Source organism: Kamptonema formosum PCC 6407 (assembly GCF_000332155.1).
Lineage (GTDB): Bacteria > Cyanobacteriota > Cyanobacteriia > Cyanobacteriales > Microcoleaceae > Kamptonema > Kamptonema formosum.
Window position 1 is genome coordinate 29,777 of the sequence record NZ_KB235908.1, and the last position, 26,051, is coordinate 55,827.

Genomic DNA, 26,051 nt, shown 5'->3' on the forward strand with positions numbered 1-26,051 from the left:
GTAGTCTTGTCTTCTCTATATCTGGGGCAGAATGGCCAAATTACCAGACCAAACTTTAAATAATATCTTTTACTTGCAGCGACGGTTAGTAGAACTAATTGATGAAGCCAAAGCCACTGAGTTTGATCTATTTGAACGGTTTGGTGAGAATGAGGCAACCCTACCAGAACTAGATCAGATGCAAAGCAGTGTTGAGAGACTGAGAATGCCTTACTCACAGACTATTAATGGGTAAGAGAGGATGTGGGCGATCGCTACCTGTGCAAACATTGTACTCCCTGGTACTCGCAGGAAAAGCATCCTCCTTCGCCGTTCCTCTCTACCTATATGGATCGTCAGGATACTGGTAGAGGTAGACCTTTTCGATTTATCCTGGATCACTCAAGGGCAACGGCTACCAATGTTTATTTGATGTTGTATCCTAAACCTGCTCTTGACAATATATTTTCGGATAAGCCAGAATTGCTCAAAGAGGTGTGACAGGCGCTCGATCAGATTTCTGATGAGGTGGTGATGGCTGAGGAGTGCGTATATGGGGGTGGACTGCATAAGCTGGAGCAGAGAGAACTGGGTAATACATCTTATGTAGAAATTCTTAAGATTTTACTAAGTTGGTAAGCTGTTTGGTTACATTCATATTTAATTCATACTTACTCTGCTGCGGACTCTTATGCACTCAAGGAGAAAAAATAATGGACATTTTGGGAATAGCCCATGAAATTAATTCCGAGCTTAGACATATTCGCTCTCAGTATCCCCATGTGTTAAGTGCGGAAGAAAGGTCGGATATTTTTGATAGTATCGAGACTTGTCTGATTAATGAACTTGCAGATGTGATTGAACTATCAGTACGCAATGGTCGCGACAAGCAAGAGTTATTGAAATGGAGTTACAATTTAAGCGATAAAAATTACCCAGAACGAATTGGTATAGATATCCAAACAATTCTTGCATCACTCAATAAGATTAAACAAGAAGCATACTTAGATTGTGTTGTAAAATGGTCGTCTCAATTTTTAGAGCTAGATCCCCCCTCCCAGGAAAAGCTTCTCTGTAACACTATTTGGGATAAAAATTATACAATCACTAACGATTTAGATAGAAGTTCAAAAAAACTTGGGTTACGAGATAAACATGAATCATTAGAGCAAAAAATAAATGACTCTAATATATGTATTGACTTAAGTATAATAGAGAATGAACTTTTGAAACTTGCTTCGGAAACAGAACTACTTGGTAGTATTTCAGCAAAGCAAATTACTAATGATCTACAAAAATGTTTTCTTAATAATTATATTCGAGGAGTAGAGTTTTCAATTTTAGAGAATCATAAAAAACTTATTATAATTCAATGGAAGTTTGAACTGAATTCAAGCAATAATTTAGTTCGATCCGGAGAACCTTTACCTTTAATAATAGAGCAATATCAAGAAAATAAAGAGTATTCCTGCCTGAAAATTCAGCTTAAATTTACCGAAAAATTTAAACGTACATCCGAGGAAGACCAACTATATATAAAAAATACAATTTTTGAAAAAAGCGATTCTCTTATTTTAAAAAAAAAAGAGGCTGGTTGAATTATTTAAAACGCATTATTAATTACCACTAAAGACTAGCTTTGATGTTAACTCAACTTATAGGTAGATAAAAATGAAAAGCATTGTTATTTCCACATCGATATCGATTACCGGAAATGATATAATTTATGTAGCTCAACAGGTTAAAAGGGATTTAAAAAGTCTAAGTAAAGCTTACCCAAATCTTCTTTCTTCAGATGAAGCCGATGATTTAGAAGATAACTTTATGACTCTTCTAATAAATAATGCTGTTTCTGATATAGGATTCAGCATATATGATCCAACTAACTCAAATCTTGTATATCACGAGTATCGATATAAAGTTCTTCTAGGTGGAGATGTCACATCTGTAACAAATGGAGGTCGTCAGGGAACGGGAGGAAAACCCGTAGAAGCAGTCTGGATTCCGAGTTCAGCAGTATTTACTTCTTGGGTTATTTGGTCAGATACTATGTCAAATTTGTCAAAAGAACAACAAAGAAGTATTGTGAGTAATACAAGATGGTCAATACCAGGAGAAAACTCCAGTTTTCAGCGTAGATACGAGGGAGAAAATTGGAGCAGCTTAGGGCTTTATGCTAGCGGTAATCTTGGAGTTGAAGTGCAAGTTTGGAAGTTTAAAAAAGCTTGAAAAATATCAATTTTAGTAACAAATTAAAATTAACAATTATGAGCCATTTACATTTATTTCTCTATCTACCGGAGCAAGTTTATCAGCTTTTAAAACTGCCTACATCTTCAGTAATTCAAACAACTTTGACTATTTCACCTAATCGATTAAGCCTGCCAACTTTAGTATCTGTAGAAAATATTATTCAAGAAATCAATGCTAAAGGATTTGAGTTAGCAAATAGCAATCAAATTTATAAAATATCCAGTTTGATTAATAATTATTTAGTTACAGAAAAAGCTAATTGGCAAGATCAATCTCTGGAGTTGAACGTTACACGAATATCACTGCAAGATAAGGAATTTTACGATGAAGTTAAAAAAGTTCGCGATTTGGCTACTACGATGGCAAAGGAGGTTACTTACTATGAAGATAAAAATGATAATGACAATGTAAAAAAAGCAAAAGATAATGCTAGGAAGGAGTTAGCAAAATCCGTAAAAAGTCAGCCGAAATGGTGGGATACTAGAACAGGAAAATTATTTATTTTTTTGGGCAAAACTGCTATTTCTACGATCTGGGGAAGGTGCATTGGCACTGCCTTTGATACTTTGATTGATAACATTAGGGAAAACTAAACTCTAGGTAAATTAGGATAAGGGGATCTAAAATGCCATCTTTATTTTGGATGATTTGCTGGGACTATGGCTTTTTTCCAATAACTAGCACAACAGAAAAAGCTATCATTCAATCGCTTCGTCAACACATTATAGGACAAAAAATAAGTGCCAGTGATATAGGAATGTACTTAGAAAAAATCACCGTAATAGTTGGAGGTGCAAAACAAAGCTTTTCTGCACATCTGGAAAGAATCGATCCACCTACCAATTTCACAGTTGACAACACCACTACTTTTCATGTCAGTTCAGAAAAAGATTTTAATAAATCTTCGTTAGCTCAAGGAGATATAATTATGGACCCTTTACCAACTTCCGAATTAGATGAACTTGTTACGTTTCAGATAACATTCAATCCTCAAAAGCTAGATTTTTATTACATGGAAATTTATAAATCGCTAGTTGGGATCGCTAAGGAAGAAATACTTCTAGAAGTGATAAGTTTGTTAACTCCATTTGAAAAAAAAGAGAAGTGGAGTCAGCAATATTATCAAACTGTATTACCTGCACTTCTGACTACTGCAAACAAAGCTCCTGTAATTGTTTTTGGTGGCGATCCTGGCACTGGAAAAACAGCACTAGCAACCAGTATGGGAGTGGCATTAGCGAAAAAGTTAGGTGAGAAAGTTCATTTTAAACACCTGGGGCTGATGATGCGAGGCATGGGATATCAGGGACGAGCTAGTAGCATGATTGTAAAACTATTTGAACAGGTTAAAAAAGAGTATATTAAACATAAAGAACCTATAATTCTTTTTTTTGACGAAGCTGAAGCTATGGTAGGCTCACGCGAACAAACTGATTCAAGTTCGGGAGCGCAAGAGAATTTAGCAATAGTCGATTCAATTATTATTGGTGTAGATAGTTTACGCAAAGGACTACAAGCACGAGTTGTCGCTTTGTTTGCTACAAATTTAACAGGACGGATTGATCCGGCATTATTGCGACGTAGCTACTATTATGAATTCAAGAGACCTGATGAAAAAGCCCGTCAAATATTATTGGAATCATCTTTACAAGGTATGGGATTCAATAAAGATGATATAGATAGGCTAGTAGAAGCTACACAACCCAAAATAATCAATGGTAAAGAAATAGGCTTTACACCTTCTGATATAGTTGAATTAATAATTAGTCGTGCATTAAATAAAGCAATACAAGCTAATCAGCCTGTCAGTGTGGAATCTTTGTTAAGCTTTTGCCAAGAGACAACCCCTACAGGTGCTTTTTTATAGCCTGCATACCGCTTCCTAGAAATACTAATTCAGCTATTTGTTAATTATGTAGCTGATAATTAGGTGGTTAAAATTTTTAATGTTTCTCTTCAATACTTAAACTTTCGTTTTTCTGGCGGTTCTATCCAGACGAGACAGAAACCATAGCTAGTGCGACGACCATCAAAAATTACACTAGAACCCTCAAGAGCTACATCCTGAGTGCAACTTTTATCGATCAGTTTCCCGCTATTCCACTTCATCAAATTCCGAGCCAACTTCCCCTCAGCGCTAGTCGCCCACCGCAAAGCCTCCGCCTGCTCCTGAGTCAAATGAACCGCCTCCCCCGGCGCAAACCCTCCTTGCGACCAAAGTAAACCCATCCATCCCATCAAAGCACCTATACCCAACGTCGTCAACAGTATACCCGCCGCCACCACCAAAGAACCCGCAGAAGTCGCCACCCTCCTCAATTCCGTCTGACGCACCAGAGAATTCACAGCCTCAGCAATTTGCCCCTCTTGCTTCTCAACCGCCACCCGCTCGTAACTCGCCAAAGTCTTATTAATCCGCCCCACCCACCGATTGAATGCTAACTCAAAATCCTCCGGTTTAGGACTCTCTTGAATCAATACTTCCAATCTACACTCTCATAAATCCGAGACACATCAGGATTAGAGCGATCCGTGTCTACCGCAAAAAACGGAAAATTCTTATCCAAGAAATACTGAATCAAAACCCTAGCAAATAAACTTTTACCAACCCCACCTTTCTCTCCATCAATCAGATGAATTTTAGTAGCAGACTTCTCAACCTTCTCTAAGTCGCACTCTTTGAAACCATTCAAGCTTTCATTCGCTGTACCCATACCTGAATCTCCCCCTTCATCAACCTGTTTAACCACAGAATCTGTTAGCTGAACTTGATACTTAGAGTTCCTACTTCTACTTGCCATATCTCAATCCTCTATTTCACGTATACTTCCTAACAAATCAACAATTGAATCCTAATCACGCGAATCCTGAATCATCAAAATCGTCTAATTCAAACAAGTCATCCGCAGTCAATTTGCTAGGGTCATGGTGAGAACACCTCAAACTAGCACCGTTCAGCCTAGACCTGTCCGCCTCCTCAATATCAGCAGGTAATTCTCGCGAAGATGGTATTGAAGAAATAGGCATTCCCCCTATATGAATAGGAGGATATTCAAGCCCGCCTCGCTCGCGCAAATAGAGAGCTTGCTTTTCCAGAACATAGACGGCATTTTTAAATAACCGCCCTAAAATAACTGGATCGATATCCCCTTTTTCCAAATATGCTAACGGCAGCCAGTAAGGGCGCAGAGCTTGGAGAATCATTTCTCTCGAAGGCAACAATAAGTTGCCTTTAATATAGGACATCAAAACTCCATCAGGAGTAGATTTAAAAGGCTGATAGCGCCACAAAAAATCAACCCTTTCTTTTTCCTTAGCCATGAGCCACTATCTCCTTTAAAGCAGAATCTTTTGACCCACAAACAGCATCTTCCCTTACCTGAGAATTGAACTGCTTTTTCAAACTTCCCTTGAAATACGAAAACATCCCATAGACATCATTGAGTCGATTTTCAAACCCTTTCTTTGCCAAAATAGGTGGCATAGCAACTTCCGCATTCCAAATAAGCGGGAAGCGATCGTAATGTTCGTTTAACTCCCTACGGAGATAATCAGCCGTCCCACCACAGAACACCAATTCATCGCAATCCAGCGGCAAATTCTCATCCAACCAACTCGTGAGACTCCGCACATATTCAGGCCGCGCCTCTTTAATTGCTGCTATCATCTGCTGTACTTCTTCCGCCCGCCCTTGCTTAGTCGTGCTGCGAGCCAACCGCATCAAAGAACCTGCCTTAAACTCAGATCCCGCTGCGGCGATCGCGGGAGTCAATCGCTCAGCAGTCTGCCCCGAAGTCCTAGCTACCACCCTCTCCACCATGCGGATGAAGCCCAAATCGCTCGTTTTTCCCGGCCTGACATCTCCCCGCTGAACAACCAGCAGGCTAGCATTGCGGTAGCCAATCATCGCGATCGCACACACCCGCTCTTTCAAAACAGAACCAACTTTCTTGTTGTGCATTAAGTAAATGCCACCCCCCTCTGGCTTGCAGTTAAACGCCAACAATTCCACGCTCATTGAGCCTGTAGGAGTTTGATAATCCGCTAAAGCTTCACGCAGCACCCGCTCGAACCGATTTCGGTCTTCATATTCCCCCGGTGGCAACAACACGGCGATCGCCGCCGTAAATTTTGCAGGCAAATTCAGCTTTTCCTTAATCGCCCACATCCCAGCCAGAGTTTTGTGCAGCGCCCTTTCGTACTTGAGTTCCGAAAGGCCAGCATTGGCGTGAAACCTCTCTTTCGCCAAATACCCCACTGCTCTGTAATCATTCCTAAAGGCAACCCAAGCCGTATTCTCAGGCTCAGCTAACCCCAACTGGTCTCTGGTATAAGCCAAAACTGATTCCTGCGGTACAGATACGACCTCCGGTTCCATGCACAGCAGTCGAATTTGATTCTTTGGCCCTGCGTAGAGAATTTTGGTAGCTGACCCCCCATAATCGTAGGCCGCGATCGCTTGAGGCCAGATAGTTTCGATAGTAGTTTCACTCATATTGCAAGTCTTCCTAATTGAAGTTTCAAGAGTGGTAAAAAAATAGCCCTGTACCTTTGGGCGTGCAGAAATAACTTTCACGCCAAGCCAAGCGTGCTACCTCACAAGAAGGCTGTAAAACAACAGCTATTGAGGGATTAAAACGCACTTACTACTTATTAACCCTCCTAAAACCTCCCCTCCCTCAGCCAGTTGTCTGAATCCCAGCACCTCTAAAAATCGGACTCACGGCTTAGGCTAAAACGAAGCTTTTGGTAGCAAGCTGTGTCAGAGGTGCGTCTAAGTCGCCCAGACAGGATGGTTGCTGAGCCTACTCGATATGCCTACCACTGGCTAGACCAACGCGCAGAGCGATCGCAATCGAAGGATAAAGTTCTAAGACTTACGCACTCCCGTGCCAAATTACCCTATTCTTGGCGCTTGTAAAGAAGCTGAAACCCTTGTGCTGGCGTTACAGTGCATAAGTCCTAAGCTTGTTACCCCAACACCAAATAGCCATGTCGAAATCCAAACGAATCAAAAGAATAGCCATATACCTAACACCAGAAGAACTTCAACTTGCTGGATCTTTGGCTAAAAATCTCCAATTGAGTATCAGCGGTTTATTCCGATACCACACTTTTAAACAACAACATCAACCTGCTTTGTGCCAAAAATTAGCTGAACTTAACCTCCGGCTTAAACCGATTGCCCTTGCTACAGAACAAGCATTATGGATGGGGGAAAAAATTACACAACCAGCCAACTTTAAGGATTTGATTGAGGAAACTTTAGCACTGCTTAAGCAAGTACAGCAACAGCAAATGAACGTCCCAGTTCTAATGAATTTAAGCGATATTGAGGGAAATTTAGAATGTTTTAGCGAAGATTATTAATAAAAAAATCCACAAATTATCACTTGTTTTACTACACAAGTTTTAAGCTTAGTAATGATTGGTAAGCAGAAAATCGGTAAAACTTTTACCCCATTGCTCAATTACCTCTTCTCCAAAGAAGGAGCTTTACTGATTGGAGGAAATATGGTAGGAGAAAATGCCCAGGAACTAGCTGCGGAGTTTCTCTTCTCCAAACAACTCAATCCTAGAGTTGAAAAACCAGTTTACCATGCCACCTTAAGCGTACCTTCTGGCGAGTATATCCCCGATGCCAAATGGCGGGCGATCGCTCTTGATTACCTAGAAGGAATGGGACTCGATCAAAACCTATTTGCCATTATCCGCCATACCGACCGCGAACACGACCACATTCATATTGCAGCCAGCCGCATCAAATTGGATGAAAAAGGAACTTGCGTATCCGATAGCTGGAACTATCTACGCAGCGAAAAATTGATTCAAAAATTGGAAGAAAAGTACGACTTGGCACCAGCTTCTCGCAGTTTTAATAAGGAACGTCGTTCTCCCACAACTGGCGAACACCGACGGTTAGCAAGAACCGGGGAAATCAGCACGCGGGAACAACTGCAAACAGCACTAGATCGAGCAACCACTGACAGTCCCGCGCTTGTTCTTTTGATTGACAGGCTCAGCGAACAAGGTATTAGTGTCAAAATAAAACCCACTCCAACTGGTGAATTAGGCATTAGCTACAAATTAGATAATATCGCTTTTAGCGGCACTCATTTAGGCAAAGTTTACACCTTTAAAGGACTTCAAAAATATAGAGGAGTTAGTTATTCTCCTGACATAGATTCGGAAGTTGTTGCACAATTTCCAACTTGGGTCTCTAACCAGATTTTACCAATAGTAAACTGTAAATCTGATGGAAACGGAAACACAGATAGTGACAGCACAGGCGATACTGGCATCAATAGCTTCGGTAACAATACTTTACCCCAAAACTGGAATATTAACCCAGATATTTACACCCAAGAAGAAGAAAACACCGCTAATATTTCCGATGTTGAAGAGAGTGCCACTGATTCTTCAAATGTTAAGTCAGAAGATGTATCCCTGGATGAACCATTAAATCAAGAGACAAACGAACCAGATTTAACTCTTCACTGGCAATCCGTGCGAGAAAGGCTGGTAGAAAATGCCTGCCTCCCCTCCGAATTGATAGACCTGTTACACGATAAAGGGTGGATAGATATAGATGGCCAAGCCCGTGCTGTGTTTACTCTCCGCACGCTTACCGGAGATTATATGGGAACCTGCACTTGGGAGTCTAATGGAACATTTTCCATTGGCAGTAATGCGGGAATATCACTTGCAACTGCTTGAAAAACTTGGCATTACCAGCATCCTCGACCTACTGCTTTACTTTCCCCGCGACTACATCAAGTATCGGCGAGTTAAAATAGCCGGTTTACAAATAGGAGATTCTGTCACAATTGTGGGCAAAATTAAGAAACACGAAATTATCAGTCCGCCTAAAAATCCTCGACTAACAATCCAAACACTTATCGTCAAGGATAAAACAGGTAACATAGCCTGTAAACGTTTCTTCAATCATACCTATTATCAATCTCAACAGTGGAGAAACGAGCAAAATTTGATGTACGTTAATGGAAGCATTGTTACTGTATCGGGGGTAGTTAAGGCAGACCGGTATTATGGAATGATATTAACTTCCCCTGAAATTCAACTAATTGATTTAGACCAAGTAAGGGATACGAAAAACTCAATTATCCCGATTTATCCATTAACAAAAGGAGTTAGCAACGAAATCGTTCAAGAAGCAGTATCCTCAGCTTTGGAAATGACTGAGCTACTAATTGACCCCCTACCGCAGCATCTCCGACGAAAATGTGGTTTGATGGAATTACAGGTAGCGATCGCAAATATCCACCAACCCCCAGACGAACCCCAACTAGAAGCTGCCCGCCGTCGCCTGGTATTTGATGAATTCTTCTATCTTCAGCTATCATTCCTCGTGCGCCGCCGTCAACTTTTAGCACGTTCAGCTATTACAAAAATAACCCCTACTAGCCCACTGGTAGAACAGTTTTACTCTCAACTTCCCTTCTCGCTTACCTTAGCTCAACGTCAGGTCATCAACGATATTCTCAACGACATGACTGCCAAAACCCCGATGAACCGATTGGTACAGGGGGATGTTGGTTCTGGTAAAACGGTTGTTGCAGTCGTTGCTATCCTCGTCGCTATTCAATCCGGCTACCAAGCGGCACTGATGGCCCCTACAGAAGTGTTAGCCGAACAGCATTATAGGAAGATTGCTACATGGTTTGAACCCCTTGGGGTTTCTGTTCAATTGCTGACGGGTTCTACGAAAACTGCCAAACGCAGAGAAATCCACGCCCAACTGGAAACGGGCGAACTTTCCCTGTTAGTGGGAACTCACGCACTGCTGCAAGAAAAAGTCAACTTCAATCAACTCGGTTTGGTGGTGATTGACGAACAGCATAGATTCGGAGTACAGCAGCGGCAGAATTTACTCAACAAGGGAAATAGACCTCATGTACTGACAATGACGGCGACTCCTATTCCACGTACCTTGTTCCCAATGCTACAGTCATTTTAATTGACCATGCCGATCGCTTTGGCTTAGCTCAACTGCACCAGTTAAGAGGTCGCGTCGGTCGGGGTTCGCACCGTTCCTATTGTTTGCTGCTAGATACCAGTAAAACAGCAGAAGCCAAGGCACGTCTTGAGGTGTTGGAAAAGTCTACTGATGGGTTCTTTATTTCGGAGATGGATTTGCGATTGCGTGGGCCGGGAGTTGTGATGGGCTATCGCCAATCGGGAATTTCAGAATTTGCTTTGGCGAATATACTGGATGATGAGGATTTGCTGAATTTAGCTCGTTGTATGGCAGTAGTAATTGTTAAGAGTGACCCGAATTTAGAAGCGTATCCATTGATGGTTGCAGAACTCAAAAGACTGGGGCTGACGAGTTGGAATTGCGCTCTCAATTAATAGATTTTAATAATAGTTGATGCAATTCAAATTACCTCCAATTCCACCTAAAATTTTCAGATATGCAGTCAATCATTCACAAATACAGTTGTACCGTTCAAGTCAGTGGCTCAATCGGCAAATTAGCAGCAATTTCGACTATAGTAATTTTCGCATTCTCAACAACCGTATTTCCCATCATCGTATCGTGCATTGCCTCAAACTTTGATTCGGCTTCAGCAATACGTTCATAGTGCAAAATTACATGATAATGTTTAGCGATCGCCAAACCTGCCTCAGTTCGCTCTACGGCATCCCAGTCTCGATTCTGACGTTCCTCAGCAATCTGGCGATAACGCTCGGCTAACTGCTCTAAGGCGATCGCAATTGTATGTTCCTTTGTTTGACCGTAGCAACGGATGTCCGCAGTGGGGCAGTCACTCAAATCTGTTGACATCTGGCACGTATACTGTCCATTAGTCTGAGGCTGCACGGTTAGCGAAATCGTTCCGGTAATCGAATCGGGATTCATCTGGTTCATATTTACTTCGCTCTTAACTCGCTCTGATGTTGTTATTGCTGATTATGCAGCAGTAGCTTGTAGCTAATTGTGTTTGTTGTCAAAGTCATCTCCTAATGTAATGAATTTGAAGAAATAGTTTGTCCAAATTGCACTCAACTTGGACAAACAGAATCAGTTTATTGTTCACTATTAGCTAGCACCATGACAACATCAGCATGGGCTAACACCACATCAGGATTGCTTTGCAGGGCTGCATCATACTTCATCGCAAAATCATTTCCCGATGCGTCAGGTGTGAGCAAAATCCGAACCTCAGTAATGAGAGTAGCGATCGCTTCTTTTGTAACAGGCTCATCGGCATGGATCAGATCCTCAATTTGCACAATCAATTGGGAGAGTTGATGCAACCAAGCAAATCGAGCGTCATTAATCGCCAGTTGTAGCAATTCCCCTCTGGAAACAGTTCCCCGCACTTGTTCGTAAGTGACGCGCTCAGCATTCAACAATATTTTGTGCAAGTCCAGCAATTTGATTCGTAACTCGCTCAAAAGTTGATGTCGATTAATCCGGTGTTGAAGTGTATTAAACATGAATCCGTCCCATCCTTCCATTTTGGTAATCTGCGATCGCTTGTATAATTTCAGCTTCGGTGTTCATCACAAACGGGCCGTAGCGCACCACAGGCTCATTCAACGGTACACCTGCAATTAGTAGGAAATCGAGGGGTTGTTGAGCATCAGCAGGATTGGTAATTACAACCTCATCCCCATCTGGTGCAAACATCACCATTTGCCCATCGTCACCGCGCTCCTGTTCGGTGCCAAACAAACCAGAACCATCCAGCAGATATGCAAAGGCATTGTATTCTTTCGGTACTCTTTGGACAACGGATGCGCCTGGTTGCAGCGTGAAGTGCAGATAAATAATCGGCGTGTTGGTTTCAATTACCGCCTTTGCCCCTAACGCTTCTCCGGCAATGACTCGTACTGTTACAGACCGATCTGAGCTTTGAACTACAGGGATTTGAGCCGCCTCTATTTCCTGATAGCGAGGCGCAATCATTTTGTCCCGTTGCGGTAGGTTAACCCAGAGTTGAATCCCATGTAGCCGTCCACCAGTGCGAGTAAACTCTGATTCCGGCATTTCTGAATGCACCACTCCTGCCCCGGCCGTCATCCACTGCACGTCGCCCGGATTTAACACTCCCTTATGTCCCTCAGAATCATTGTGTTCAAACCGTCCGTCCAATAGATAGCTAACGGTTTCAAAACCCCGATGGGGATGATCGGGTGCACCTTTTGCCTGACCAGGTTTCAGGTTAACCGGGCCCAATTCATCAAGGAGGAGAAAAGGGTCAAACTGTGAGAAGCTGCTTTTAGGGAAGGGACGGCGTACCAGGAACCCTTCTCCTTCTAAGGTTTCAACGCTATTGATGATTCCGGCAATGGTTCGGAGCGTTTGAGTTTGTACTGTCATACTATTGCCTCCTGGGAATCAGATCATTTATATGAATTATCTTATATCTGATTAATCATATATTAGCATAGTAGTATATAAGACTCACGAGTAGGGCTTGTATCACTCCTTAATTCGGTAAACCGTCTATGTCTCTCGCCCACGTTATTCTCGGTCTGCTTCAGCAACAGGAGCGGACTGGCTACGACCTCAAAACTCAGTGTTTTGACGATTGTATTGCCCACCTGTGGCCAGCAGATCAGGCACAGATTTATCGCACATTGGAAAAACTAGAGGCACAAGGTTGGATTACCTGCACGGTGGAAATTCAGCACGATCGCCCTAATCGCAAGGTTTACCAGATTACAGAAGCAGGTGAAGCGGCATTAAATCAATGGCTTGGGACTCATCAGCCTCTACCAATTCTGCGAGAACCCTTGGTAGTGCAACTCTACTTTGCTGCTCAGCTACCGAATCAGGCGATTATTCATTTGCTAGAGCAAGAGTTGGCAGCGCGGCATGAGAAACTAGCTGAATGCAAGGCGATCGCTCTTCTTTCCAAGGACGATTCCAAAGCATCTCGCGAGCAGAAAATGCAGGGGTTGGTACTGGAGTTGGTAACGCGACGAGAACAGACCTATCTAGATTGGCTCAATGAGGCAATAGAAACAGTCCGAAGCCAGCCCGAATAAGAAGCTCTACAATTATCAATGCTGTTTTTTGGGCGACTCTAACTTACAAACCTTATTCAGTTTGAGGAACATTTTGTCAAGTAAGAGTTGCGAAATTTAGTTTTACCCATATAAACAGCTTCCTTAACTTTCCATTGTTTCTGAGGTAGTAAGTCTTTAACATTTTGTAATTGAACTAAACCTCTATAATCACCTGTGATTTGAAAAATGACTCTAGCAATAACTTTACAACACGAGTCCGGGTATTTGACAACTTGCAACTCAGAAAACCGAATCACCGCCCAATTTCTCTCTAAGAAAAACTGATTGCGCTGACTATCTTTCCCCCTATCCACACAATGATGAGGCTTTCCTGTTCGCCCCTCATAAGGTTCATCAATCTCGATATCTATCGCTAAACCAATCGGTTGGTGAACTAGAATAAAATCAGCAGTGTAACGCAAAGATGTACCAGGTATAGAAAACTCACCCCCCATACAGAAGTCATAAAACCCATAAAAATAACGGCATAAGTAAACAAAAAACTGCTTTTCACTGACCCCTTGCTGTACTCCTCCCTTACCCTGACCTGCGGGCTGTTCAACAATCTCTTTCAACAATCTCAAAAACCGCTTAGATCGCTTCTGTAGCATAAAATTATATCTCTCAAATTCCTTGCCTTTTGACTGCAAGCGACGCAATTGATGACTTTCATATTTAACTAACTGTTGTTGATACTCAGCTAGTCGTTGCTTGTAACAATCGCGCACTTGAAAATCCACAAATCGCAGATAAGAAAAAGCCGCTACTGCACTAACTGACGCACACACCAGCGCTGACCAAAAAGCTATAGAACTCATGCCAAACAGCCAGTTAACCAACATTACCACCCCAACACTGGCTATCCAAAGCATAATTACCAAATAGTAACGGGAATTAGTGAAAACTGGCAGTCGCGGCGGAAAAGGCGGTTTTATTGTAGGACTAGCACTTTCTTCCCAAATAGGTATCGGGTTATCCGCGCAGAACTGACGAATTGAATCAGGGATAAGAATAACTGGATAAAAGCCTCTTATTTGGCTCATAGTTATGCTTTTTGTAGGCGATGTACAAGCTCAAATTATGTATATTTTCACTATTTAACTTACTAAATATGCGCGTCGTATCTCATCAGACCAAGGAATTATACACACCTCTACCTAATTTCCGATGTCATCGACTGATAAATGGGATAACGCCCAGATATTGGGGTGGAAATAATAATTTGGTACGCCACTACTTATGCCTACAAATCAGCCCAATAATACACAAAAAATCGCCACAGACCGTCTCAAATCGACGCGGGACAAACTGACTAGAAAAATCAAATTGGCATTGAAGACTGCAACACCAGAAGAAACTCTGGAAGTGTGGATGCTAATGAAACAGCAGGAACTCAAGAAAACGACTCCTGGGTTATCGGAACAGCAGATGGAAAGCGTAGTAAATTCGCTAATCCTAGAACTCGGCTATGACATCATCGCTACCTCCACTACCTTACCTGCTGTATCGCCTGAACCAGAAGTCCAGACAGATGAAAGCGAAGTGGATGACGCGGATGAGGATAACGATGCTGATTTCACTAATGACGATATTGAAGACGATGAAGATGACCTTTCAGAAGAATTACCAGACATATTTGAAGAAAAAATCCCCTCTCGCAAGCAGCGAGTTCCTGCTTTGAAAAAGGTTGAAACTTTAAGGGGTTCTAACCGAAATGGCAGGCATTCTTAAACTCCTAAACTTGAGACGAGGTTTTACACAAATATGTCCCTGCAAAAATATGAAGCTGATATCCTCATTCCCTACACTAATGCTCATTTAGTTGGAGGAGTGGATTTCAAATCTGACTCCCTAGAACTAATACCAGAGATGCAAAGTAAGGAAGTAGGGGATGAAGAAATTGAACCAGATGAACTCACGCCAGGAACCCTAGCCATACTCGCTCGAATTGAAACTTTTGATGAATATTTTCATTGTTGTGGAAGGTGGTAACTAATGTATTTAGCTAAAGATTTGTTAGCCAGATATTCGATTCAAGCAGTTGAACTCTGGAATCAATTGGAAACTGCTGAAACTCCCGAAGAAGAAGAGGTTATCCTCAAAGAAATTTGGGAAATTCAGACAGACCAGGAAACTGCTGCTGATACGCAAGCCGAACTAGCAGACCAACTAGATGCTGAAATATGTGCAGTCAAAGCACGCTTAAAGCACTTAGTAGAACTGCATAATCAGGCAATTGAACGACTGGAACGGTGGCGCAATAATCTGGATAAAACTCTGCTAGAATTTCACTTAAAGGGAGTAATTCCCACAGAGATTGTCGGCCATTCCCGTCACATTCGACTCAAGGAAAATCCGCCAAGTTGCGAAGTGTTAATCAATCCTTGCGATTTGCCAACAGAGTACCGGACAGAAAAGTTAGTTGTTACACCCAACAAACGCAAAATACTAGCAGATTGGAAACGAGGCATTCCCGTTGATGGTACTCGAATTGAGCGTAAACTCAGAGTTGAATACGGAATCGTGCCATCAAATCTGACCGCTGCCACTGAGATAATTTCTAATCGTACTACTGCCAACTCTCAGAAAACTCATTCTACCACACAGAAGACTGGAAGTAAAGAAAAAGCAATTCCTAAAAACACTGATACTTCTAATAAGAATGTGAAAGCACGAGTCGGTTAGCAGAAGGTTTTTAGAAAAAGGATTGAGCAGATTTCACTAACAGCAGATAGCTATTATATGGCTATCTGCTAACCCGTTTTTTGAATTAATTTATTATAACTTTCCATGAAAAGACACAATAACCACTCGTTTGACATTTCAACATTTGATAGAATTACTTACCGAGTTTATCGAGGTAAACTTATCATGTTGATTGAGGAAGGAGACAATCACCTTGATATATCTTTTCCCATTAAAGATGGGAGATTATTCGTAACCCTTGGTTCTATGCGAGCCACTGTCGCTGAAGCAATGACCGATTATTTGGAAATAGAAGCCTACGCCGATGAGCCACTTCTATTACTAAGTGGAGGTTTGAACAAAAATGATTTTAATTAACACCAGTTAGGGGGGCTATCGCCCAGATACACTATGATATTCTATTAAATAACACCGCTCAAATGAAATGGCTAACACCAAAAAATGTAGTCGTTGCTGCCAGTTTATCGGTAACGAGCGAAGAGCTAATTGAGTATACAATTCAACCTGAAGATGAAGAAACCATAGAGGAGAGATTTCAAAAACTTGGGCTGCTATTTGACCGAACTCGCTGGCAAGCTAAAAAACCTTATTTAGCTCTACTCTCGCCAGCTAAAGTTAAAAAACCAGTCGCTACTGAATCATCAACCTCTGCGAACGATTTAGACTTCATAGATGATGAAAAATGGGCAGAGTCAGATGAAGAAAATACTCTCTCTGAAACCGAAGAATCTAGCCATTTACAATCCGAACCTCAAGAAGAACCTTATATCTTCGATAAATGTACCGTCGAACTGCACTTGACATTTAAACCAAATGATGGTCATTCAGAGGGACGGATTGTAATCATTTCAGCAAGCAGTCACGGCGACTTTCCTGTTAGCCAAATGATAAGGGAGTCATCCTTGGGAGAATTACCGCCTCCTCTAAAAGAACTGCTGAAGGAACTTGTAGCAGATTTTCCCAATCGTCAGGTGCGGCGACAGATTGCTAATACTCGCAACCTAAAGAAAAGAACTACTAACCCAAATAAACCCAGAAGCGAAGCAAGTAGCACCATTACGCCTACAGAATCTAAAACTACTGGAACGCAACTGACATTATTTGGAATTTGAATAACTTACCTACTTTTGGGAGATAAAAAATGACTGCAAAAAAGAAAGTGCTAATTTCCTTTGAGGGACAACAGCATCCTGTTGATGAAGACATAGCAAATGATGATAATGAACTGCGTAAACTGCTAACAACTTACTACCCAGATTGCGCTAACGCCGACATTATTAGAAAGCCGGGAGAACTGATTACAGTAGCTAAACGCAATGGCTCTAAAGGAGTAAATTAACTATGAAAATAACTCCTTTAGAATCTCTCATCAATGCACCAGAAGAAGTCAATCCTGCACTATCTATGTGTCGAAAATTACAACGGTTAGAGCTTTCGGGAGAACTCGATAGTGCCACTATGAAAGAAATGGCTAAAGCTATTGAGTTAGCTATCTCCAAAGGGACAGACGATGTAAAAGCAGTTGAGCGAACTAAGGAACGATTGTTAAATAGTCGCTCTGTAGCTGGTGCAATTCCAATGGGGTTTTGATATGGCTGCAATTTGGAATGCTAAATCCGCTTTGCAAATATTACAGCAGTGCCAACCAATCACCGACTTTAAATCAGCAACCGATTATTTGTGGACTAAGCTGAACACTTATCAGCTACTCACTCTTTACCAGGAATTGTTTCCTTTGGAATGGGCAAAAAGCCAATCCGAACTCTACTCTGAAGATGAAAGTCACAGTCCGAAGGAGTTGGAGTTTATTTCGCTAGTTAGCGAACATCTGTTTCCCATTGACGACATAATTATAGAGGGTGCTTATGAAGAACGCCTCTATCAAATTCCTGTCTCACCCAAAGGAGTAGATTGGCAAGACCATGAAGAAGGAATTGACGCATTGCGAAGCGGATGGCAGAGATTACTCCCGCTTTCCCAGTCAGGTAGATGGTGGTTGGAATCCGTAGCAGGTGATGAAGGGGAATCGTGGTACGAATGCACGTTTGGATACAGCTTGAAAGACATTGCACATCCCGAAAAAACTAACTTCAAACTTCTTAAAAGATTAGCCCGTCGTGTTGCACCTCCTATCAGCGATTTGCCGACAGCATTAGCACTCCTTGACTTAGAAACGGGCATTATTTGGCTAGACCAAAGTGTTTGCTGTGAAAGTTACTGGAATCGTAATTTTGAAGTAAGACCCTGGACGATTCAAGAGATTAAATTCCTAGCAAGTGAATGGAAAAAAGCCACTCAGCTATTAGATAAAGCCTGCGAATTGATTGACTGGATTGAATCTGACCCTAACACCAATTTTTTGCACATCTTAGCATTATGGAATCTGACATTGCATCTGAAATAATTCGAGAGGTACTAGAAGTTGCCCCTCGAAAGTTGTCCGCTATTCAAGCCGAACTTCTCTTTATTGAGGGCGGTACTTACATTTTGCACTATCAATCTGCGGGCAGTTCTAAGTACAAATGTCTGTCTCCAGCAACTCTGCGAGCAGCTTTTGCCAATACACCGATTGATTCGGGTTGGATAAACCCAGAATCAGGGATAGTGCGTTGGGGAACTGGTAGCGTCGGGGAATGGACAATCAAATTTGTACCACCTCAGAAACACGAAATAGATTTGTTGGAATCAAAGCACTTAGTTCCTTTACCAGCAATGGTGTTTTTCGGGTTGAAATCTGATTACTGGGTTTGGGCGATTAAAGGCTCGAAGTTTGACCCAGAAGCAGAAGCTTTTCACGTTCCGCTGCCCAATGTTTATTTGCATTCGTATCAATCTTGCGGACGCATCTGCTGGGGAGATAATAAACCGCCTGTTGCTTCGCCCAATAATATTACAAAAGCTTGGGAAATGTTCATCTCTAGTCCTTTCAACGGACACTTGAGCGATGGCAAATCTAGGGCACAACCCAGTGATGTACGCGGACAACTCGAAAAAGCGGTTAAACGTTCATCTTACCCTGTTAAAGATTTAATTGCTACCCAGCAAACAATTGCCAAATTAGTTGCAGTAATAACTGATGATTGAACCACGAAAATTGAATCCTTACCAGCTAGAATTGGTCGATTATAAGATTGTCAAACTCGGAGACAATCTGCCGCCTCACTCTAGCAGTATGTTCGAGTACCTGATTGGCAGCAATGGTATCTTTGCTAAAGCAGTTAGACCGGGTTTAGAAGTGATAATTCCGGTGGAACTTTTTACCGCGTTAATCAGAGGATTAGAACCGATTGAGCCTTTGGTCCGATTAACTCCTGGACGAATACCTCTGGCACGGAGTTTGGGCAAGTCGGGGAAGAAGGTGCAATTTGCGATCGCAGATCCCGATATAGTTGAAGAAGCCAACATCAGCAGGCAGGCTTTCTGCGACAAGGAAATCGGACTGTCCAAGGCGCAGGCTCTAGCGTTGCGATACTCTATCGCTTGGGGGGTGGACGCGACGGCTTTCGTGCAGGAATTTGACCCCAAGCTGATTCGCTACGCCTACGACAAGCTGACTATCCTGGTGGGGTGCGTGGATACGGCAGCCGGGAGAGCGTCAATTAACCAGGTTCTTGAGTTAAACCAATTTTACAGCCGTTCTGAGATTCCCCGCGTGTGGTATTTGGATTGCGGAAATCATGCAGCAGCCGGACAAATTTTGCTGGGCAGTTCTTTGGAAACTGACCCGGAGTTCTATAATTTTGGGGGGCTGGGATGTGCTAGGCTGCCATCTCCGATGCTTCAGGCTCCTGACCTTTTGAAACCGAAACCTGAAGAGTTGACAAATAACCTATCTTGTGATGAGATGGCAGTGCTGAACTTGCAGGGCGAGAGCGTGAATGTTCGGGTGGCGGCTGAGGCGGCGGATTACCTGTATCGGATGAGTGCGGGTAATCTCAAACGATTTGCTACCTATTTCGATCTGGAGAGTGGGACGGCGCGATCAGTTTATATTACGCAGCAGTCTGTGCTGCTTCCGCTTTCTTGCGTTCGGTGATTTCTTGAAAGGCTGCTATTCCATAGGTAATGTTGCCTCTCTTATCATAAATTGGCGTTCCCCACGCTTCTATAGGAATAATGGTTCTTTCGTTTCCAGTTTGCTAAAAGTCAAAAGTTTATGCCAAAAGCCCACTTCGTTTCCCAACCTTAACGATATATACTGCGGATCAAAGCGATCGCAATCTAGGAGAAGATGGCACAATTTTTGATTGCGCTCCAAGGCGTTAGCGAGAATAATATTTCCCCACGGGGAAATACCAGTACCCTGAAGGTTGAGCTAATGTTAGGAGGGGTGCAATGCATTGCGCCTCTACCAACACCCAAACGCTGGCAAACACATCATGAAGGCTGATGAAGTTCTGAAGCGATACGCCGCCGGGAGACGAGATTTCAGTGGAGAAAATCTCAGAGGTCAATCCTTCAAAGGAAAAGACCTATCCGGGGTCAACTTCAGTGAAGCCGACATCCGAGGAGCAAACTTTACCAATGCCAAGCTAAGGAATGCCAACTTCAGGGAGGCTAAGGCTGGACTACAGCGCCGTTGGACAATTAGCCTAGCGATACTTCCGTTGATTCTATCCTTACTCTCAGGATTTACCTCTGGGATGCTTGGCATTGTGTCAGCAATATTTCTCAACCCTGGACTCACTAAAGAATTCGCAACTATAACTAGAATGTCTGCTTCTAACGAAGCAGCTATAATAGCGTCAATTATTGTGGTTTCAGCGATAGTAGCCTCATTCCTCGTCATATCTCAGCGCTATCAATTTGTAAAAGCTCTGTGGCTTATAGGCGTAGCTGTTATCGCCACTTCTATTTCGAGTGTTTTTGGCTCCCAAGCTATATATGTAACTATTTCAGCGTTTTTGGTTATCTCTTTAACCCTTCTTACTTCATTAGAGGGAGCTACTTCTGTATGTATACTTGTACTTTTGTTTGGAAATAGATATGGTGCAATTTCGTTTATAGTGCCAGCTCTGAGTATATCCTTACCTTTAGCAGGCTTTGGAACTATCGGTCTTACTGTAGCTTCAAAATATCCCGTAACAGCGACTTGGGTTATACTTATCACTTGCCTCTTAACTATGGCTGTGAGCATAGGTTCAGTGGTTTTTTACATATCTATAGCTTTGCGAGCTATAGCTGGTGATGATGGGTTGCTCTGGCTTCGAGAATTTGCCCTTGTCATTGCTGCTACAGGCGGCACCAGTTTTCGCAATGCTGACTTAACCGATGCCGACTTCACCTCTGCCACGCTCAAAAGTACAGACTTCAGAAAGGCTAACCTTACCCGTACCCAATGGTACCAAGCCAAAAAGCTCGATCGCGTCCTCCCCGGAACCACTTATCTTCAGATTGCCAAAATACGGCAATTACTGATTACAGGACAGGGACAAGCTCAAAACTTCAACCGCCAAAACCTCCGAGGTATCAACTTACAAGGCGCTAACCTAGCCGATGCCAGCTTCATCTCAGCCGACTTAAGCTCAGCCAAATTGCAAGATGCTGACCTATCGAGAGCAAAATTAGTGCAAACCCAGCTAGACGAGGCAGACTTAAAAGGTGCTACTCTCACGGGAGCTTACATTGAAGACTGGGGCATTACAAGTCATACCAAGCTGCATGGAGTGAGGTGTGAGTATGTCTTTATGCGAGAGCCGACAAAAGAAGACCCCAATCCCCACCGCAAACCTGACAATTGGAACGAAACTTTTAAAGACGGTGACTTCGGCGACTTCATCAAACCCATTGTCGATACTCTCGATCTCTACCACAACCAAGACGTTGACCCCCGCGCCATTGCCATTTCCTTTAAGCAGTTAGCAGAGAACCACCCAGAAGCAGAGCTAGAAATCGTGGCAATGGAGAAACGGGGTGGAGATAAATTTCTGCTCAGGGTTGCAACCGCTCCAGATGCTAATCATTCTGAGCTGAATGCTGAATATTTTGCTACTTACAACGAAATTAAAGCCTTGGCAGAGCGAGAGATAAAAGCATTAATAGAAGAAAAAGATAGCCGAATTAGTAGCTTAGAAAATATGATAGCGACGGCACTACAACGCCCTAGCTTTTATGCAGAAACCTATCAACACCAAGGAGATATCATGACTGACAGCAGCAAAATCAATGTATCGGCTGGCGGCAGTGTTGGCGCAGTCGGTGGTGGCGATGTCAGCAACCAAGGGGTGATGAACCTCGGCACAATTAGCGGTAACGTAACGAATGCCATCAACCAGTTACCCGACTCCTCCAAACCCGATAAACCGGGAATCAAAGAACTACTCGTTCAACTGCAAGCGGCAATTAATGACCCAAACTTAGCCGACGATGACAAAACGCAAGTATTAGAACAGGTAAAAGTCCTGGCAGAAGCTGGACAAAACCCCAACAAGGAAACCGCACAAAAGCAGGCAAAACGGGCAATGGGGTTCTTAAAAGTCATTGCAGAAGGCTTACCCAGTGCTGCACAATTGGTGAAAACCTGTCAAGATATATTACCTGCGATCGCGCATTACTTCGGCTTGTAAGACGCTCAGCTTTGTAAATATCCCATAACAACACGTAGGGGCGAACGGCTGTTCGCCCCTACCAAACCCAAACGCTGGCAGACACTATCAGATTATCTAAAACATCCAATGAAGTTTCTATTGGCTTGGGATGTGGGCAGTGAAGCGATGTATCGATCATGGTTGGCTACCAGGGATAGGGGAGATAATCTTTGAGAAAATAACCAAACATCGGGGTGTCAGGATTTTCAATTCCCTGAACAATTGGATCGTAAATTCTTGCCATGCCATCAATAATATCCAAGGGAGTGTAGAACCCTTGCTTCGTTTGTATGGATGTCTTTTTCGGATAGGGATTTTCATCAGTAATCCAACCCGTGTCTACGCTGTTCATAAAAATATTGTCTTGGGTATAATCCATCGCCGACGTTCGAGTCATCATATTTAAAGCCGCTTTTGCCATATTGGTATGAGGATGGTATGCGGTTTTGCTATCTCGATTAAATTGTCCTTCCATCGCCGATACATTGATAATAAAGCGTCGCTCAAAGGGCGATCGCATCAGTAATGGCTTGAGTTGGCTATTGAGAATGAAGGGCGCGATCGCATTCACTAATTGCACTTCCAGCAGTTCGATTGGACTAATTTGATCGCCAACTCCACCAGCCTGGTATCCTCATCTTCAAACAGATCCGGACTAGCGATCGCATCAACCATTAGTCCCATTTCAACCGCCTCAAAAACACTTCCAACGGTCAACACTTGACCGAGTTTCAACCTGCTAACGCTTAGATAGTCCCGCCATACCTTTTCAACTCAAATATTAGGAGAAATCAACTCATGGTCGCCACAATTGCCACCCAAGAAGGACTCAAAATACCCGTTTTCGATGCCGCTTACACTGATGCCAAAGGGCGCAATGTAGGCAAGTTCTTCAATAACCCAGAAATCCTGCGCCACTCGATTCTGCAAGCAATGTTTCAACCAGAAGAACTGAACTCATTAATAATAGTTAAACTTGACAAATCCAATCCCGACCCTCACCAACTACGTGCCAGCATCCACGACCCAGAAGACGGAATTAAGCGACGCATGATCTTTCAATCTGGCAACAGCTATTACTTTGGTGACGAAACCCTAGCTAAAAAGATCGGAGACTTATTCGTAACAGAAAAAGATACCGCCTGTCGCTACGGTTCCCTTCTCGTCAGCACTTGTATGTCCGGCGTATCGGAATGCGACCATCTGCGAGTAAAAATTGTTGATTTCACCGACCCACAATATGCCAAATATCGCACAGGAGACTGTCACGGTGCCATCAGTTCCGAATTACTCAAAAGCATCGGCGGCGAGAGAAATCGAGCCAGCCAATTTCGTTTTGCTTGGCTACGCAGTTGGAATTCAGAAAATACAGAATCCACACCCCAAGTCAGCTTTCTAGCTAAAGGAACCCTCCGTCCCGATGACAATTTACTCGACTCATTAGCCGACTCAGAAGGTAACAAACCCCAATTCATTTTAGACCGTTCCAGCATCAAAGGAATTAATAAAAAACAACTCAAAGAACTCATTCCTTGTGGCGATTACGAATTACCCAAAGCCATCCTTGGCAATCGCAAAAACAGTCAAATTGGCATCACTCAAACAAGCTGGCAATCCACCGGAGTTTGGTTCGACGAAGCAGCCCAAAAACAAGACCTAGTACCAGCAGCTAAAGCCGAAGCTCAAAAATTGGCAGCGCTGCAACGCGACCCGATGAAATTGCGCCAAGCCATGATTGAAGATTACGACAAACGCGAAGCATATTTAGCGCGTTTGAACGAAAGAAAACTCAAAGAACAGCAGGAAAAACTATCAACAACAATTGACGACGAAATCAATGGTGATAGTGAACAAAGTACCGAGGATAAAAAGCGGGAAAGACAGGACATCCAGATGCTAAAAGCCGATAAATTCGGACTGATGATAGGCAGTCCCGAATTCACCAATATGGCAGAAAGATGGTTAGCATCCAAATGGCGAAATTTAGCAACCAGAGGTGCTTTATCCATGACCTCAGCAATGGCTTTACCCTGCGAAGATTTACCCAGAGGTACGGTTTGCGCTCACCATTTAAAAGAAGGAGAATGCGTTCAAGGTCGATTCCCCATTCTCAACAAAGATGGTCTGAGAATATACCAGAATATACACCCCCAAAATCTGGAAAATATTCCCGATGAAATCCGCACTGTGATGGCGAAAATTAAAGGTGTAATTTGGTTCAATCCCAAAGACTTAGAAAAGTTTCATCAAGGAGACTTTGACGGTGACGAACCCTTTGGCATCGAATCTCAAAAAATCCCTCACATTGCCCAACAAATCTTACCAGCCCAAGACGGGTTATTTGATTTCGGGGAAGTCGTACAAGCTGAGAAAGTTCCCTATACTAAAGCTAAGTATCGAGAAGACGACCCCGAAGTTAGAGAAGGTAAAGTTAAAGCAGGCGATCGCAAGTTTACCACCCTAGAACAAATCGGAGTTGCCAGTTCTCAAAATGAAGTCGGAATCGTCGCTTTAGCCATCGGTAAAGTAGCAGCAGCACTCCCCACCCCCGGCGAAGATGAAAAGCTATTTCTCAAGCAGCAGAAGCGATTTATTGCCGCTCTTAGCATCATGGAACAGTACGAAGTTGACTACCAGAAAAATTCGCTGCGGGGTAAAGATGCCAAAGAAGTGAAAGAGAACACAGGTCTAAATCCTGACACTTTACTAGAAAAAGTAGATGAATGGTGCGAAAAACACAAAAGCTGCACTTACTTTTTCCAGTACAAAGGAGATGACCAACTCTACAAACAATTTCCCATGCCCGCCGACTTCCCCAAATGCTTTTTCCTGATAAGGGCGGTAGATCGGTTATGCTAAAAGTCGATCGCGAATCGATTCGGTTGCCTGAAATTCAATTGCCTTCGATCGATTCACCTGAAGTATCTCAAAGTTCTGAGTTGGGGAAAACTGGGCGTAGTGCGATCGCACAAAATGATAGCACGCCCCAACCCCAAAAACTCCCACAAGAACGGGCTTCAAAACCAGAAACAGCATTTAACGGAAAACGCGATACCACTAACGCTAAAGCTGACAACTGGCGGCTTTCTCTGCAAGATACCCTCTTTAGCGTCGTTTCGGAAACCTACAAGCAACGGCGGTGCCCACAGACGGCGGCTATGCGATCGCACCTTCCTTCCGATAGTACCCAACACTTCAAGTTTGGCGACAACCAATGGACGGCTTACGTACAGCCGAATGGAGATTGCTTTGTCAGAAACGAGTCCAAGCGCACCGTGTTTAAAGCTAACGTTCACACCGGGGAGGTTCAAATTCCCCTGACAGAGCAAGCAGCGGCTCGTTTCCAAGAGATGATTGTAGAACGGGAAAAAGCTTTGTCTCAGTCCCGAACTACTTTTACGCCTGCGCCTGAATCGAAACCGAGGGAGTTGGAAATGGTTTAGTCGAGTGCAGGGGGTTGGGGAACTGGGGGCGATCGCAACG

The 26,051-nt window shown here is 43.0% G+C and carries 34 protein-coding genes and 2 pseudogenes; 24 read left to right on the plus strand and 12 right to left on the minus strand.

Annotated features, from left to right (window positions below):
* Positions 1–31 precede the first annotated feature (31 nt).
* The 6 genes from OSCIL6407_RS31705 to OSCIL6407_RS0129585 all read left to right on the plus strand — a co-directional run bounded on the left by OSCIL6407_RS31705 (position 32) and on the right by OSCIL6407_RS0129585 (position 4,099).
* Entirely contained in the window at positions 32–235 is a 204-nt protein-coding gene (locus OSCIL6407_RS31705) for a hypothetical protein (RefSeq protein ID WP_019488089.1), read from the plus strand.
* 8 nt (positions 236–243) lie between these two features.
* Positions 244–480 carry a hypothetical protein gene (locus OSCIL6407_RS35110; RefSeq protein ID WP_148288981.1) on the plus strand — a complete coding sequence of 79 codons (237 nt, stop codon included), beginning with the start codon at positions 244–246 and terminating at the stop codon, positions 478–480.
* A gap of 212 nt (positions 481–692) precedes the next feature.
* Entirely contained in the window at positions 693–1,577 is an 885-nt protein-coding gene (locus OSCIL6407_RS0129570; protein WP_007352790.1) for a hypothetical protein, read from the plus strand.
* Positions 1,578–1,650: 73 nt separating this feature from the next.
* A complete protein-coding gene (locus tag OSCIL6407_RS0129575) occupies positions 1,651–2,208 on the plus strand; it encodes a hypothetical protein (RefSeq protein ID WP_007352791.1) in 558 nt (185 codons plus the stop codon).
* Between the two features lie 38 nt (positions 2,209–2,246).
* Positions 2,247–2,825, plus strand: coding sequence for a hypothetical protein (locus OSCIL6407_RS0129580; RefSeq protein WP_007352792.1), 579 nt, complete (start codon positions 2,247–2,249; stop codon positions 2,823–2,825).
* A gap of 32 nt (positions 2,826–2,857) precedes the next feature.
* The gene (locus tag OSCIL6407_RS0129585; protein ID WP_007352793.1) at positions 2,858–4,099 is read left to right on the plus strand and encodes an AAA family ATPase; all 1,242 of its coding nucleotides are present in this window, start codon (positions 2,858–2,860) and stop codon (positions 4,097–4,099) included.
* An 89-nt stretch (positions 4,100–4,188) separates the two neighbouring features.
* On the opposite strand, the gene OSCIL6407_RS0129590 is transcribed toward OSCIL6407_RS0129585, so the two are convergent.
* From OSCIL6407_RS0129590 to OSCIL6407_RS0129605, 4 genes are read right to left on the minus strand one after another with little or no spacing between them, the layout of a single operon-like run.
* Positions 4,189–4,719, minus strand: a complete 531-nt coding sequence (locus OSCIL6407_RS0129590) for a DUF6753 family protein (RefSeq protein ID WP_019488091.1) — start codon at positions 4,717–4,719, stop codon at positions 4,189–4,191.
* Positions 4,707–5,033, minus strand: a complete 327-nt coding sequence (locus OSCIL6407_RS36795) for a P-loop NTPase family protein (protein WP_019488092.1) — start codon at positions 5,031–5,033, stop codon at positions 4,707–4,709. Before OSCIL6407_RS36795 ends, OSCIL6407_RS0129590 begins: the two co-directional genes overlap by 13 nt.
* 55 nt (positions 5,034–5,088) lie before the next feature.
* Positions 5,089–5,553, minus strand: coding sequence for a hypothetical protein (locus tag OSCIL6407_RS0129600; protein ID WP_019488093.1), 465 nt, complete (start codon positions 5,551–5,553; stop codon positions 5,089–5,091).
* The gene (locus OSCIL6407_RS0129605; RefSeq protein WP_019488094.1) at positions 5,546–6,727 is read right to left on the minus strand and encodes a ParM/StbA family protein; all 1,182 of its coding nucleotides are present in this window, start codon (positions 6,725–6,727) and stop codon (positions 5,546–5,548) included. Before OSCIL6407_RS0129605 ends, OSCIL6407_RS0129600 begins: the two co-directional genes overlap by 8 nt.
* A 497-nt stretch (positions 6,728–7,224) precedes the next feature.
* Here OSCIL6407_RS0129605 and OSCIL6407_RS0129610 point away from each other — a divergent pair, with 497 nt between their 5' ends.
* The 3 genes and pseudogenes from OSCIL6407_RS0129610 (at position 7,225) to OSCIL6407_RS31715 (ending at position 10,605) form a co-directional block, all read left to right on the plus strand.
* A complete protein-coding gene (locus OSCIL6407_RS0129610; RefSeq protein ID WP_007352797.1) occupies positions 7,225–7,602 on the plus strand; it encodes a hypothetical protein in 378 nt (125 codons plus the stop codon).
* 54 nt (positions 7,603–7,656) lie between these two features.
* On the plus strand, positions 7,657–8,949 hold the full coding sequence (locus OSCIL6407_RS31710; protein ID WP_019488095.1) for a relaxase/mobilization nuclease domain-containing protein: 1,293 nt from the start codon (positions 7,657–7,659) through the stop codon (positions 8,947–8,949).
* A pseudogene (locus tag OSCIL6407_RS31715) lies at positions 8,897–10,605 on the plus strand (ATP-dependent DNA helicase RecG). The gene OSCIL6407_RS31710 and the pseudogene OSCIL6407_RS31715 overlap by 53 nt, the downstream one beginning before the upstream one ends.
* Positions 10,606–10,702: 97 nt before the next feature.
* Here the strand turns inward: OSCIL6407_RS31715 and OSCIL6407_RS0129625 are convergent.
* From OSCIL6407_RS0129625 to OSCIL6407_RS0129635, 3 genes are all read right to left on the minus strand, one after another.
* Positions 10,703–11,125 carry a hypothetical protein gene (locus OSCIL6407_RS0129625; protein ID WP_007352801.1) on the minus strand — a complete coding sequence of 141 codons (423 nt, stop codon included), beginning with the start codon at positions 11,123–11,125 and terminating at the stop codon, positions 10,703–10,705.
* 158 nt (positions 11,126–11,283) lie between these two features.
* A complete protein-coding gene (locus OSCIL6407_RS0129630) occupies positions 11,284–11,697 on the minus strand; it encodes a hypothetical protein (protein ID WP_007352802.1) in 414 nt (137 codons plus the stop codon).
* Positions 11,690–12,583 (minus strand): pirin family protein, encoded by an 894-nt coding sequence (locus tag OSCIL6407_RS0129635; protein ID WP_019488096.1) that lies wholly within the window; start codon positions 12,581–12,583, stop codon positions 11,690–11,692. Before OSCIL6407_RS0129635 ends, OSCIL6407_RS0129630 begins: the two co-directional genes overlap by 8 nt.
* Positions 12,584–12,711: 128 nt before the next feature.
* Here OSCIL6407_RS0129635 and OSCIL6407_RS0129640 point away from each other — a divergent pair, with 128 nt between their 5' ends.
* The gene (locus tag OSCIL6407_RS0129640; RefSeq protein ID WP_007352804.1) at positions 12,712–13,254 is read left to right on the plus strand and encodes a PadR family transcriptional regulator; all 543 of its coding nucleotides are present in this window, start codon (positions 12,712–12,714) and stop codon (positions 13,252–13,254) included.
* Between the two features lie 56 nt (positions 13,255–13,310).
* Here OSCIL6407_RS0129640 and OSCIL6407_RS0129645 read toward each other — a convergent pair whose 3' ends face one another.
* Positions 13,311–14,318, minus strand: coding sequence for a hypothetical protein (locus OSCIL6407_RS0129645; RefSeq protein WP_007352805.1), 1,008 nt, complete (start codon positions 14,316–14,318; stop codon positions 13,311–13,313).
* A gap of 196 nt (positions 14,319–14,514) precedes the next feature.
* Between OSCIL6407_RS0129645 and OSCIL6407_RS0129650 the strand changes: the two genes are divergently transcribed.
* From OSCIL6407_RS0129650 to OSCIL6407_RS38500, 11 genes and pseudogenes are all read left to right on the plus strand, one after another.
* Positions 14,515–15,006: a hypothetical protein gene (locus OSCIL6407_RS0129650; RefSeq protein WP_007352806.1), complete on the plus strand. Its 492-nt coding sequence runs from the start codon at positions 14,515–14,517 to the stop codon at positions 15,004–15,006.
* Between the two features lie 33 nt (positions 15,007–15,039).
* Positions 15,040–15,267 (plus strand): hypothetical protein, encoded by a 228-nt coding sequence (locus tag OSCIL6407_RS0129655; RefSeq protein WP_007352807.1) that lies wholly within the window; start codon positions 15,040–15,042, stop codon positions 15,265–15,267.
* A gap of 3 nt (positions 15,268–15,270) precedes the next feature.
* Positions 15,271–15,960 carry a siphovirus Gp157 family protein gene (locus OSCIL6407_RS0129660; RefSeq protein WP_007352808.1) on the plus strand — a complete coding sequence of 230 codons (690 nt, stop codon included), beginning with the start codon at positions 15,271–15,273 and terminating at the stop codon, positions 15,958–15,960.
* A gap of 105 nt (positions 15,961–16,065) precedes the next feature.
* Positions 16,066–16,338: a hypothetical protein gene (locus OSCIL6407_RS0129665; protein ID WP_234708672.1), complete on the plus strand. Its 273-nt coding sequence runs from the start codon at positions 16,066–16,068 to the stop codon at positions 16,336–16,338.
* A gap of 62 nt (positions 16,339–16,400) precedes the next feature.
* Positions 16,401–17,093 carry a hypothetical protein gene (locus OSCIL6407_RS0129670; RefSeq protein WP_007352810.1) on the plus strand — a complete coding sequence of 231 codons (693 nt, stop codon included), beginning with the start codon at positions 16,401–16,403 and terminating at the stop codon, positions 17,091–17,093.
* 29 nt (positions 17,094–17,122) lie between these two features.
* Positions 17,123–17,320 (plus strand): hypothetical protein, encoded by a 198-nt coding sequence (locus tag OSCIL6407_RS0129675; RefSeq protein ID WP_007352811.1) that lies wholly within the window; start codon positions 17,123–17,125, stop codon positions 17,318–17,320.
* A gap of 2 nt (positions 17,321–17,322) precedes the next feature.
* A complete protein-coding gene (locus OSCIL6407_RS0129680) occupies positions 17,323–17,571 on the plus strand; it encodes a hypothetical protein (protein WP_007352812.1) in 249 nt (82 codons plus the stop codon).
* 1 nt (position 17,572) lies between these two features.
* Positions 17,573–18,385, plus strand: coding sequence for a hypothetical protein (locus OSCIL6407_RS0129685; protein WP_019488097.1), 813 nt, complete (start codon positions 17,573–17,575; stop codon positions 18,383–18,385).
* Positions 18,358–19,065, plus strand: a complete 708-nt coding sequence (locus OSCIL6407_RS0129690; RefSeq protein WP_019488098.1) for a hypothetical protein — start codon at positions 18,358–18,360, stop codon at positions 19,063–19,065. The genes OSCIL6407_RS0129685 and OSCIL6407_RS0129690 overlap by 28 nt, the downstream gene beginning before the upstream one ends.
* Positions 19,058–20,017 (plus strand): ThiF family adenylyltransferase, encoded by a 960-nt coding sequence (locus OSCIL6407_RS0129695; protein WP_019488099.1) that lies wholly within the window; start codon positions 19,058–19,060, stop codon positions 20,015–20,017. Before OSCIL6407_RS0129690 ends, OSCIL6407_RS0129695 begins: the two co-directional genes overlap by 8 nt.
* A gap of 343 nt (positions 20,018–20,360) precedes the next feature.
* A pseudogene (locus OSCIL6407_RS38500) lies at positions 20,361–20,501 on the plus strand (pentapeptide repeat-containing protein); the annotation flags it as partial.
* On the opposite strand, the gene OSCIL6407_RS37570 reads toward OSCIL6407_RS38500, so the two are convergent.
* Both OSCIL6407_RS37570 and OSCIL6407_RS37575 read right to left on the minus strand, forming a co-directional pair.
* Complete coding sequence (locus tag OSCIL6407_RS37570) at positions 20,432–20,770, minus strand: hypothetical protein (protein ID WP_007352818.1); 339 nt, start codon at positions 20,768–20,770, stop codon at positions 20,432–20,434. The pseudogene OSCIL6407_RS38500 and the gene OSCIL6407_RS37570 overlap by 70 nt on opposite strands.
* 12 nt (positions 20,771–20,782) lie before the next feature.
* A complete protein-coding gene (locus OSCIL6407_RS37575; RefSeq protein WP_019488100.1) occupies positions 20,783–21,118 on the minus strand; it encodes a hypothetical protein in 336 nt (111 codons plus the stop codon).
* Here OSCIL6407_RS37575 and OSCIL6407_RS31730 point away from each other — a divergent pair.
* Positions 21,105–22,547 carry a pentapeptide repeat-containing protein gene (locus OSCIL6407_RS31730; RefSeq protein WP_234709988.1) on the plus strand — a complete coding sequence of 481 codons (1,443 nt, stop codon included), beginning with the start codon at positions 21,105–21,107 and terminating at the stop codon, positions 22,545–22,547. The genes OSCIL6407_RS37575 and OSCIL6407_RS31730 overlap by 14 nt on opposite strands.
* Before the next feature lie 166 nt (positions 22,548–22,713).
* Here OSCIL6407_RS31730 and OSCIL6407_RS0129710 read toward each other — a convergent pair whose 3' ends face one another.
* On the minus strand, positions 22,714–23,148 hold the full coding sequence (locus OSCIL6407_RS0129710) for an SDR family oxidoreductase (protein WP_019488102.1): 435 nt from the start codon (positions 23,146–23,148) through the stop codon (positions 22,714–22,716).
* Positions 23,139–23,303 carry a hypothetical protein gene (locus OSCIL6407_RS36615; protein ID WP_007352820.1) on the minus strand — a complete coding sequence of 55 codons (165 nt, stop codon included), beginning with the start codon at positions 23,301–23,303 and terminating at the stop codon, positions 23,139–23,141. The genes OSCIL6407_RS0129710 and OSCIL6407_RS36615 overlap by 10 nt, the downstream gene beginning before the upstream one ends.
* Positions 23,304–23,366: 63 nt before the next feature.
* Here OSCIL6407_RS36615 and OSCIL6407_RS31735 point away from each other — a divergent pair, with 63 nt between their 5' ends.
* Both OSCIL6407_RS31735 and OSCIL6407_RS0129725 read left to right on the plus strand, forming a co-directional pair.
* Positions 23,367–25,427 (plus strand): hypothetical protein, encoded by a 2,061-nt coding sequence (locus tag OSCIL6407_RS31735; protein ID WP_019488103.1) that lies wholly within the window; start codon positions 23,367–23,369, stop codon positions 25,425–25,427.
* Positions 25,421–26,011 carry a hypothetical protein gene (locus OSCIL6407_RS0129725; RefSeq protein ID WP_019488104.1) on the plus strand — a complete coding sequence of 197 codons (591 nt, stop codon included), beginning with the start codon at positions 25,421–25,423 and terminating at the stop codon, positions 26,009–26,011. Before OSCIL6407_RS31735 ends, OSCIL6407_RS0129725 begins: the two co-directional genes overlap by 7 nt.
* Positions 26,012–26,051: the final 40 nt, after the last annotated feature.

Bases quoted from the DNA above. Each gene is read 5' to 3' on its own strand.
- OSCIL6407_RS31705 (WP_019488089.1), top strand. From the start codon at position 32: ATGGCCAAATTACCAGACCAAACTTTAAATAATATCTTTTACTTGCAG.
- OSCIL6407_RS0129570 (WP_007352790.1), top strand. From the start codon at position 693: ATGGACATTTTGGGAATAGCCCATGAAATTAATTCCGAGCTTAGACAT.
- OSCIL6407_RS0129575 (WP_007352791.1), top strand. From the start codon at position 1,651: ATGAAAAGCATTGTTATTTCCACATCGATATCGATTACCGGAAATGAT.
- OSCIL6407_RS0129580 (WP_007352792.1), top strand. From the start codon at position 2,247: ATGAGCCATTTACATTTATTTCTCTATCTACCGGAGCAAGTTTATCAG.
- OSCIL6407_RS0129585 (WP_007352793.1), top strand. From the start codon at position 2,858: ATGCCATCTTTATTTTGGATGATTTGCTGGGACTATGGCTTTTTTCCA.
- OSCIL6407_RS36795 (WP_019488092.1), bottom strand. From the start codon at position 5,033: ATGGCAAGTAGAAGTAGGAACTCTAAGTATCAAGTTCAGCTAACAGAT.
- OSCIL6407_RS0129600 (WP_019488093.1), bottom strand. From the start codon at position 5,553: ATGGCTAAGGAAAAAGAAAGGGTTGATTTTTTGTGGCGCTATCAGCCT.
- OSCIL6407_RS0129605 (WP_019488094.1), bottom strand. From the start codon at position 6,727: ATGAGTGAAACTACTATCGAAACTATCTGGCCTCAAGCGATCGCGGCC.
- OSCIL6407_RS0129610 (WP_007352797.1), top strand. From the start codon at position 7,225: ATGTCGAAATCCAAACGAATCAAAAGAATAGCCATATACCTAACACCA.
- OSCIL6407_RS31710 (WP_019488095.1), top strand. From the start codon at position 7,657: ATGATTGGTAAGCAGAAAATCGGTAAAACTTTTACCCCATTGCTCAAT.
- OSCIL6407_RS0129625 (WP_007352801.1), bottom strand. From the start codon at position 11,125: ATGAACCAGATGAATCCCGATTCGATTACCGGAACGATTTCGCTAACC.
- OSCIL6407_RS0129630 (WP_007352802.1), bottom strand. From the start codon at position 11,697: ATGTTTAATACACTTCAACACCGGATTAATCGACATCAACTTTTGAGC.
- OSCIL6407_RS0129635 (WP_019488096.1), bottom strand. From the start codon at position 12,583: ATGACAGTACAAACTCAAACGCTCCGAACCATTGCCGGAATCATCAAT.
- OSCIL6407_RS0129640 (WP_007352804.1), top strand. From the start codon at position 12,712: ATGTCTCTCGCCCACGTTATTCTCGGTCTGCTTCAGCAACAGGAGCGG.
- OSCIL6407_RS0129645 (WP_007352805.1), bottom strand. From the start codon at position 14,318: ATGAGCCAAATAAGAGGCTTTTATCCAGTTATTCTTATCCCTGATTCA.
- OSCIL6407_RS0129650 (WP_007352806.1), top strand. From the start codon at position 14,515: ATGCCTACAAATCAGCCCAATAATACACAAAAAATCGCCACAGACCGT.
- OSCIL6407_RS0129655 (WP_007352807.1), top strand. From the start codon at position 15,040: ATGTCCCTGCAAAAATATGAAGCTGATATCCTCATTCCCTACACTAAT.
- OSCIL6407_RS0129660 (WP_007352808.1), top strand. From the start codon at position 15,271: ATGTATTTAGCTAAAGATTTGTTAGCCAGATATTCGATTCAAGCAGTT.
- OSCIL6407_RS0129665 (WP_234708672.1), top strand. From the start codon at position 16,066: ATGAAAAGACACAATAACCACTCGTTTGACATTTCAACATTTGATAGA.
- OSCIL6407_RS0129670 (WP_007352810.1), top strand. From the start codon at position 16,401: ATGAAATGGCTAACACCAAAAAATGTAGTCGTTGCTGCCAGTTTATCG.
- OSCIL6407_RS0129675 (WP_007352811.1), top strand. From the start codon at position 17,123: ATGACTGCAAAAAAGAAAGTGCTAATTTCCTTTGAGGGACAACAGCAT.
- OSCIL6407_RS0129680 (WP_007352812.1), top strand. From the start codon at position 17,323: ATGAAAATAACTCCTTTAGAATCTCTCATCAATGCACCAGAAGAAGTC.
- OSCIL6407_RS0129685 (WP_019488097.1), top strand. From the start codon at position 17,573: ATGGCTGCAATTTGGAATGCTAAATCCGCTTTGCAAATATTACAGCAG.
- OSCIL6407_RS0129690 (WP_019488098.1), top strand. From the start codon at position 18,358: ATGGAATCTGACATTGCATCTGAAATAATTCGAGAGGTACTAGAAGTT.
- OSCIL6407_RS0129695 (WP_019488099.1), top strand. From the start codon at position 19,058: ATGATTGAACCACGAAAATTGAATCCTTACCAGCTAGAATTGGTCGAT.
- OSCIL6407_RS37570 (WP_007352818.1), bottom strand. From the start codon at position 20,770: ATGACGAGGAATGAGGCTACTATCGCTGAAACCACAATAATTGACGCT.
- OSCIL6407_RS31730 (WP_234709988.1), top strand. From the start codon at position 21,105: ATGGCTGTGAGCATAGGTTCAGTGGTTTTTTACATATCTATAGCTTTG.
- OSCIL6407_RS37575 (WP_019488100.1), bottom strand. From the start codon at position 21,118: ATGCTCACAGCCATAGTTAAGAGGCAAGTGATAAGTATAACCCAAGTC.
- OSCIL6407_RS31735 (WP_019488103.1), top strand. From the start codon at position 23,367: ATGGTCGCCACAATTGCCACCCAAGAAGGACTCAAAATACCCGTTTTC.
- OSCIL6407_RS0129725 (WP_019488104.1), top strand. From the start codon at position 25,421: ATGCTAAAAGTCGATCGCGAATCGATTCGGTTGCCTGAAATTCAATTG.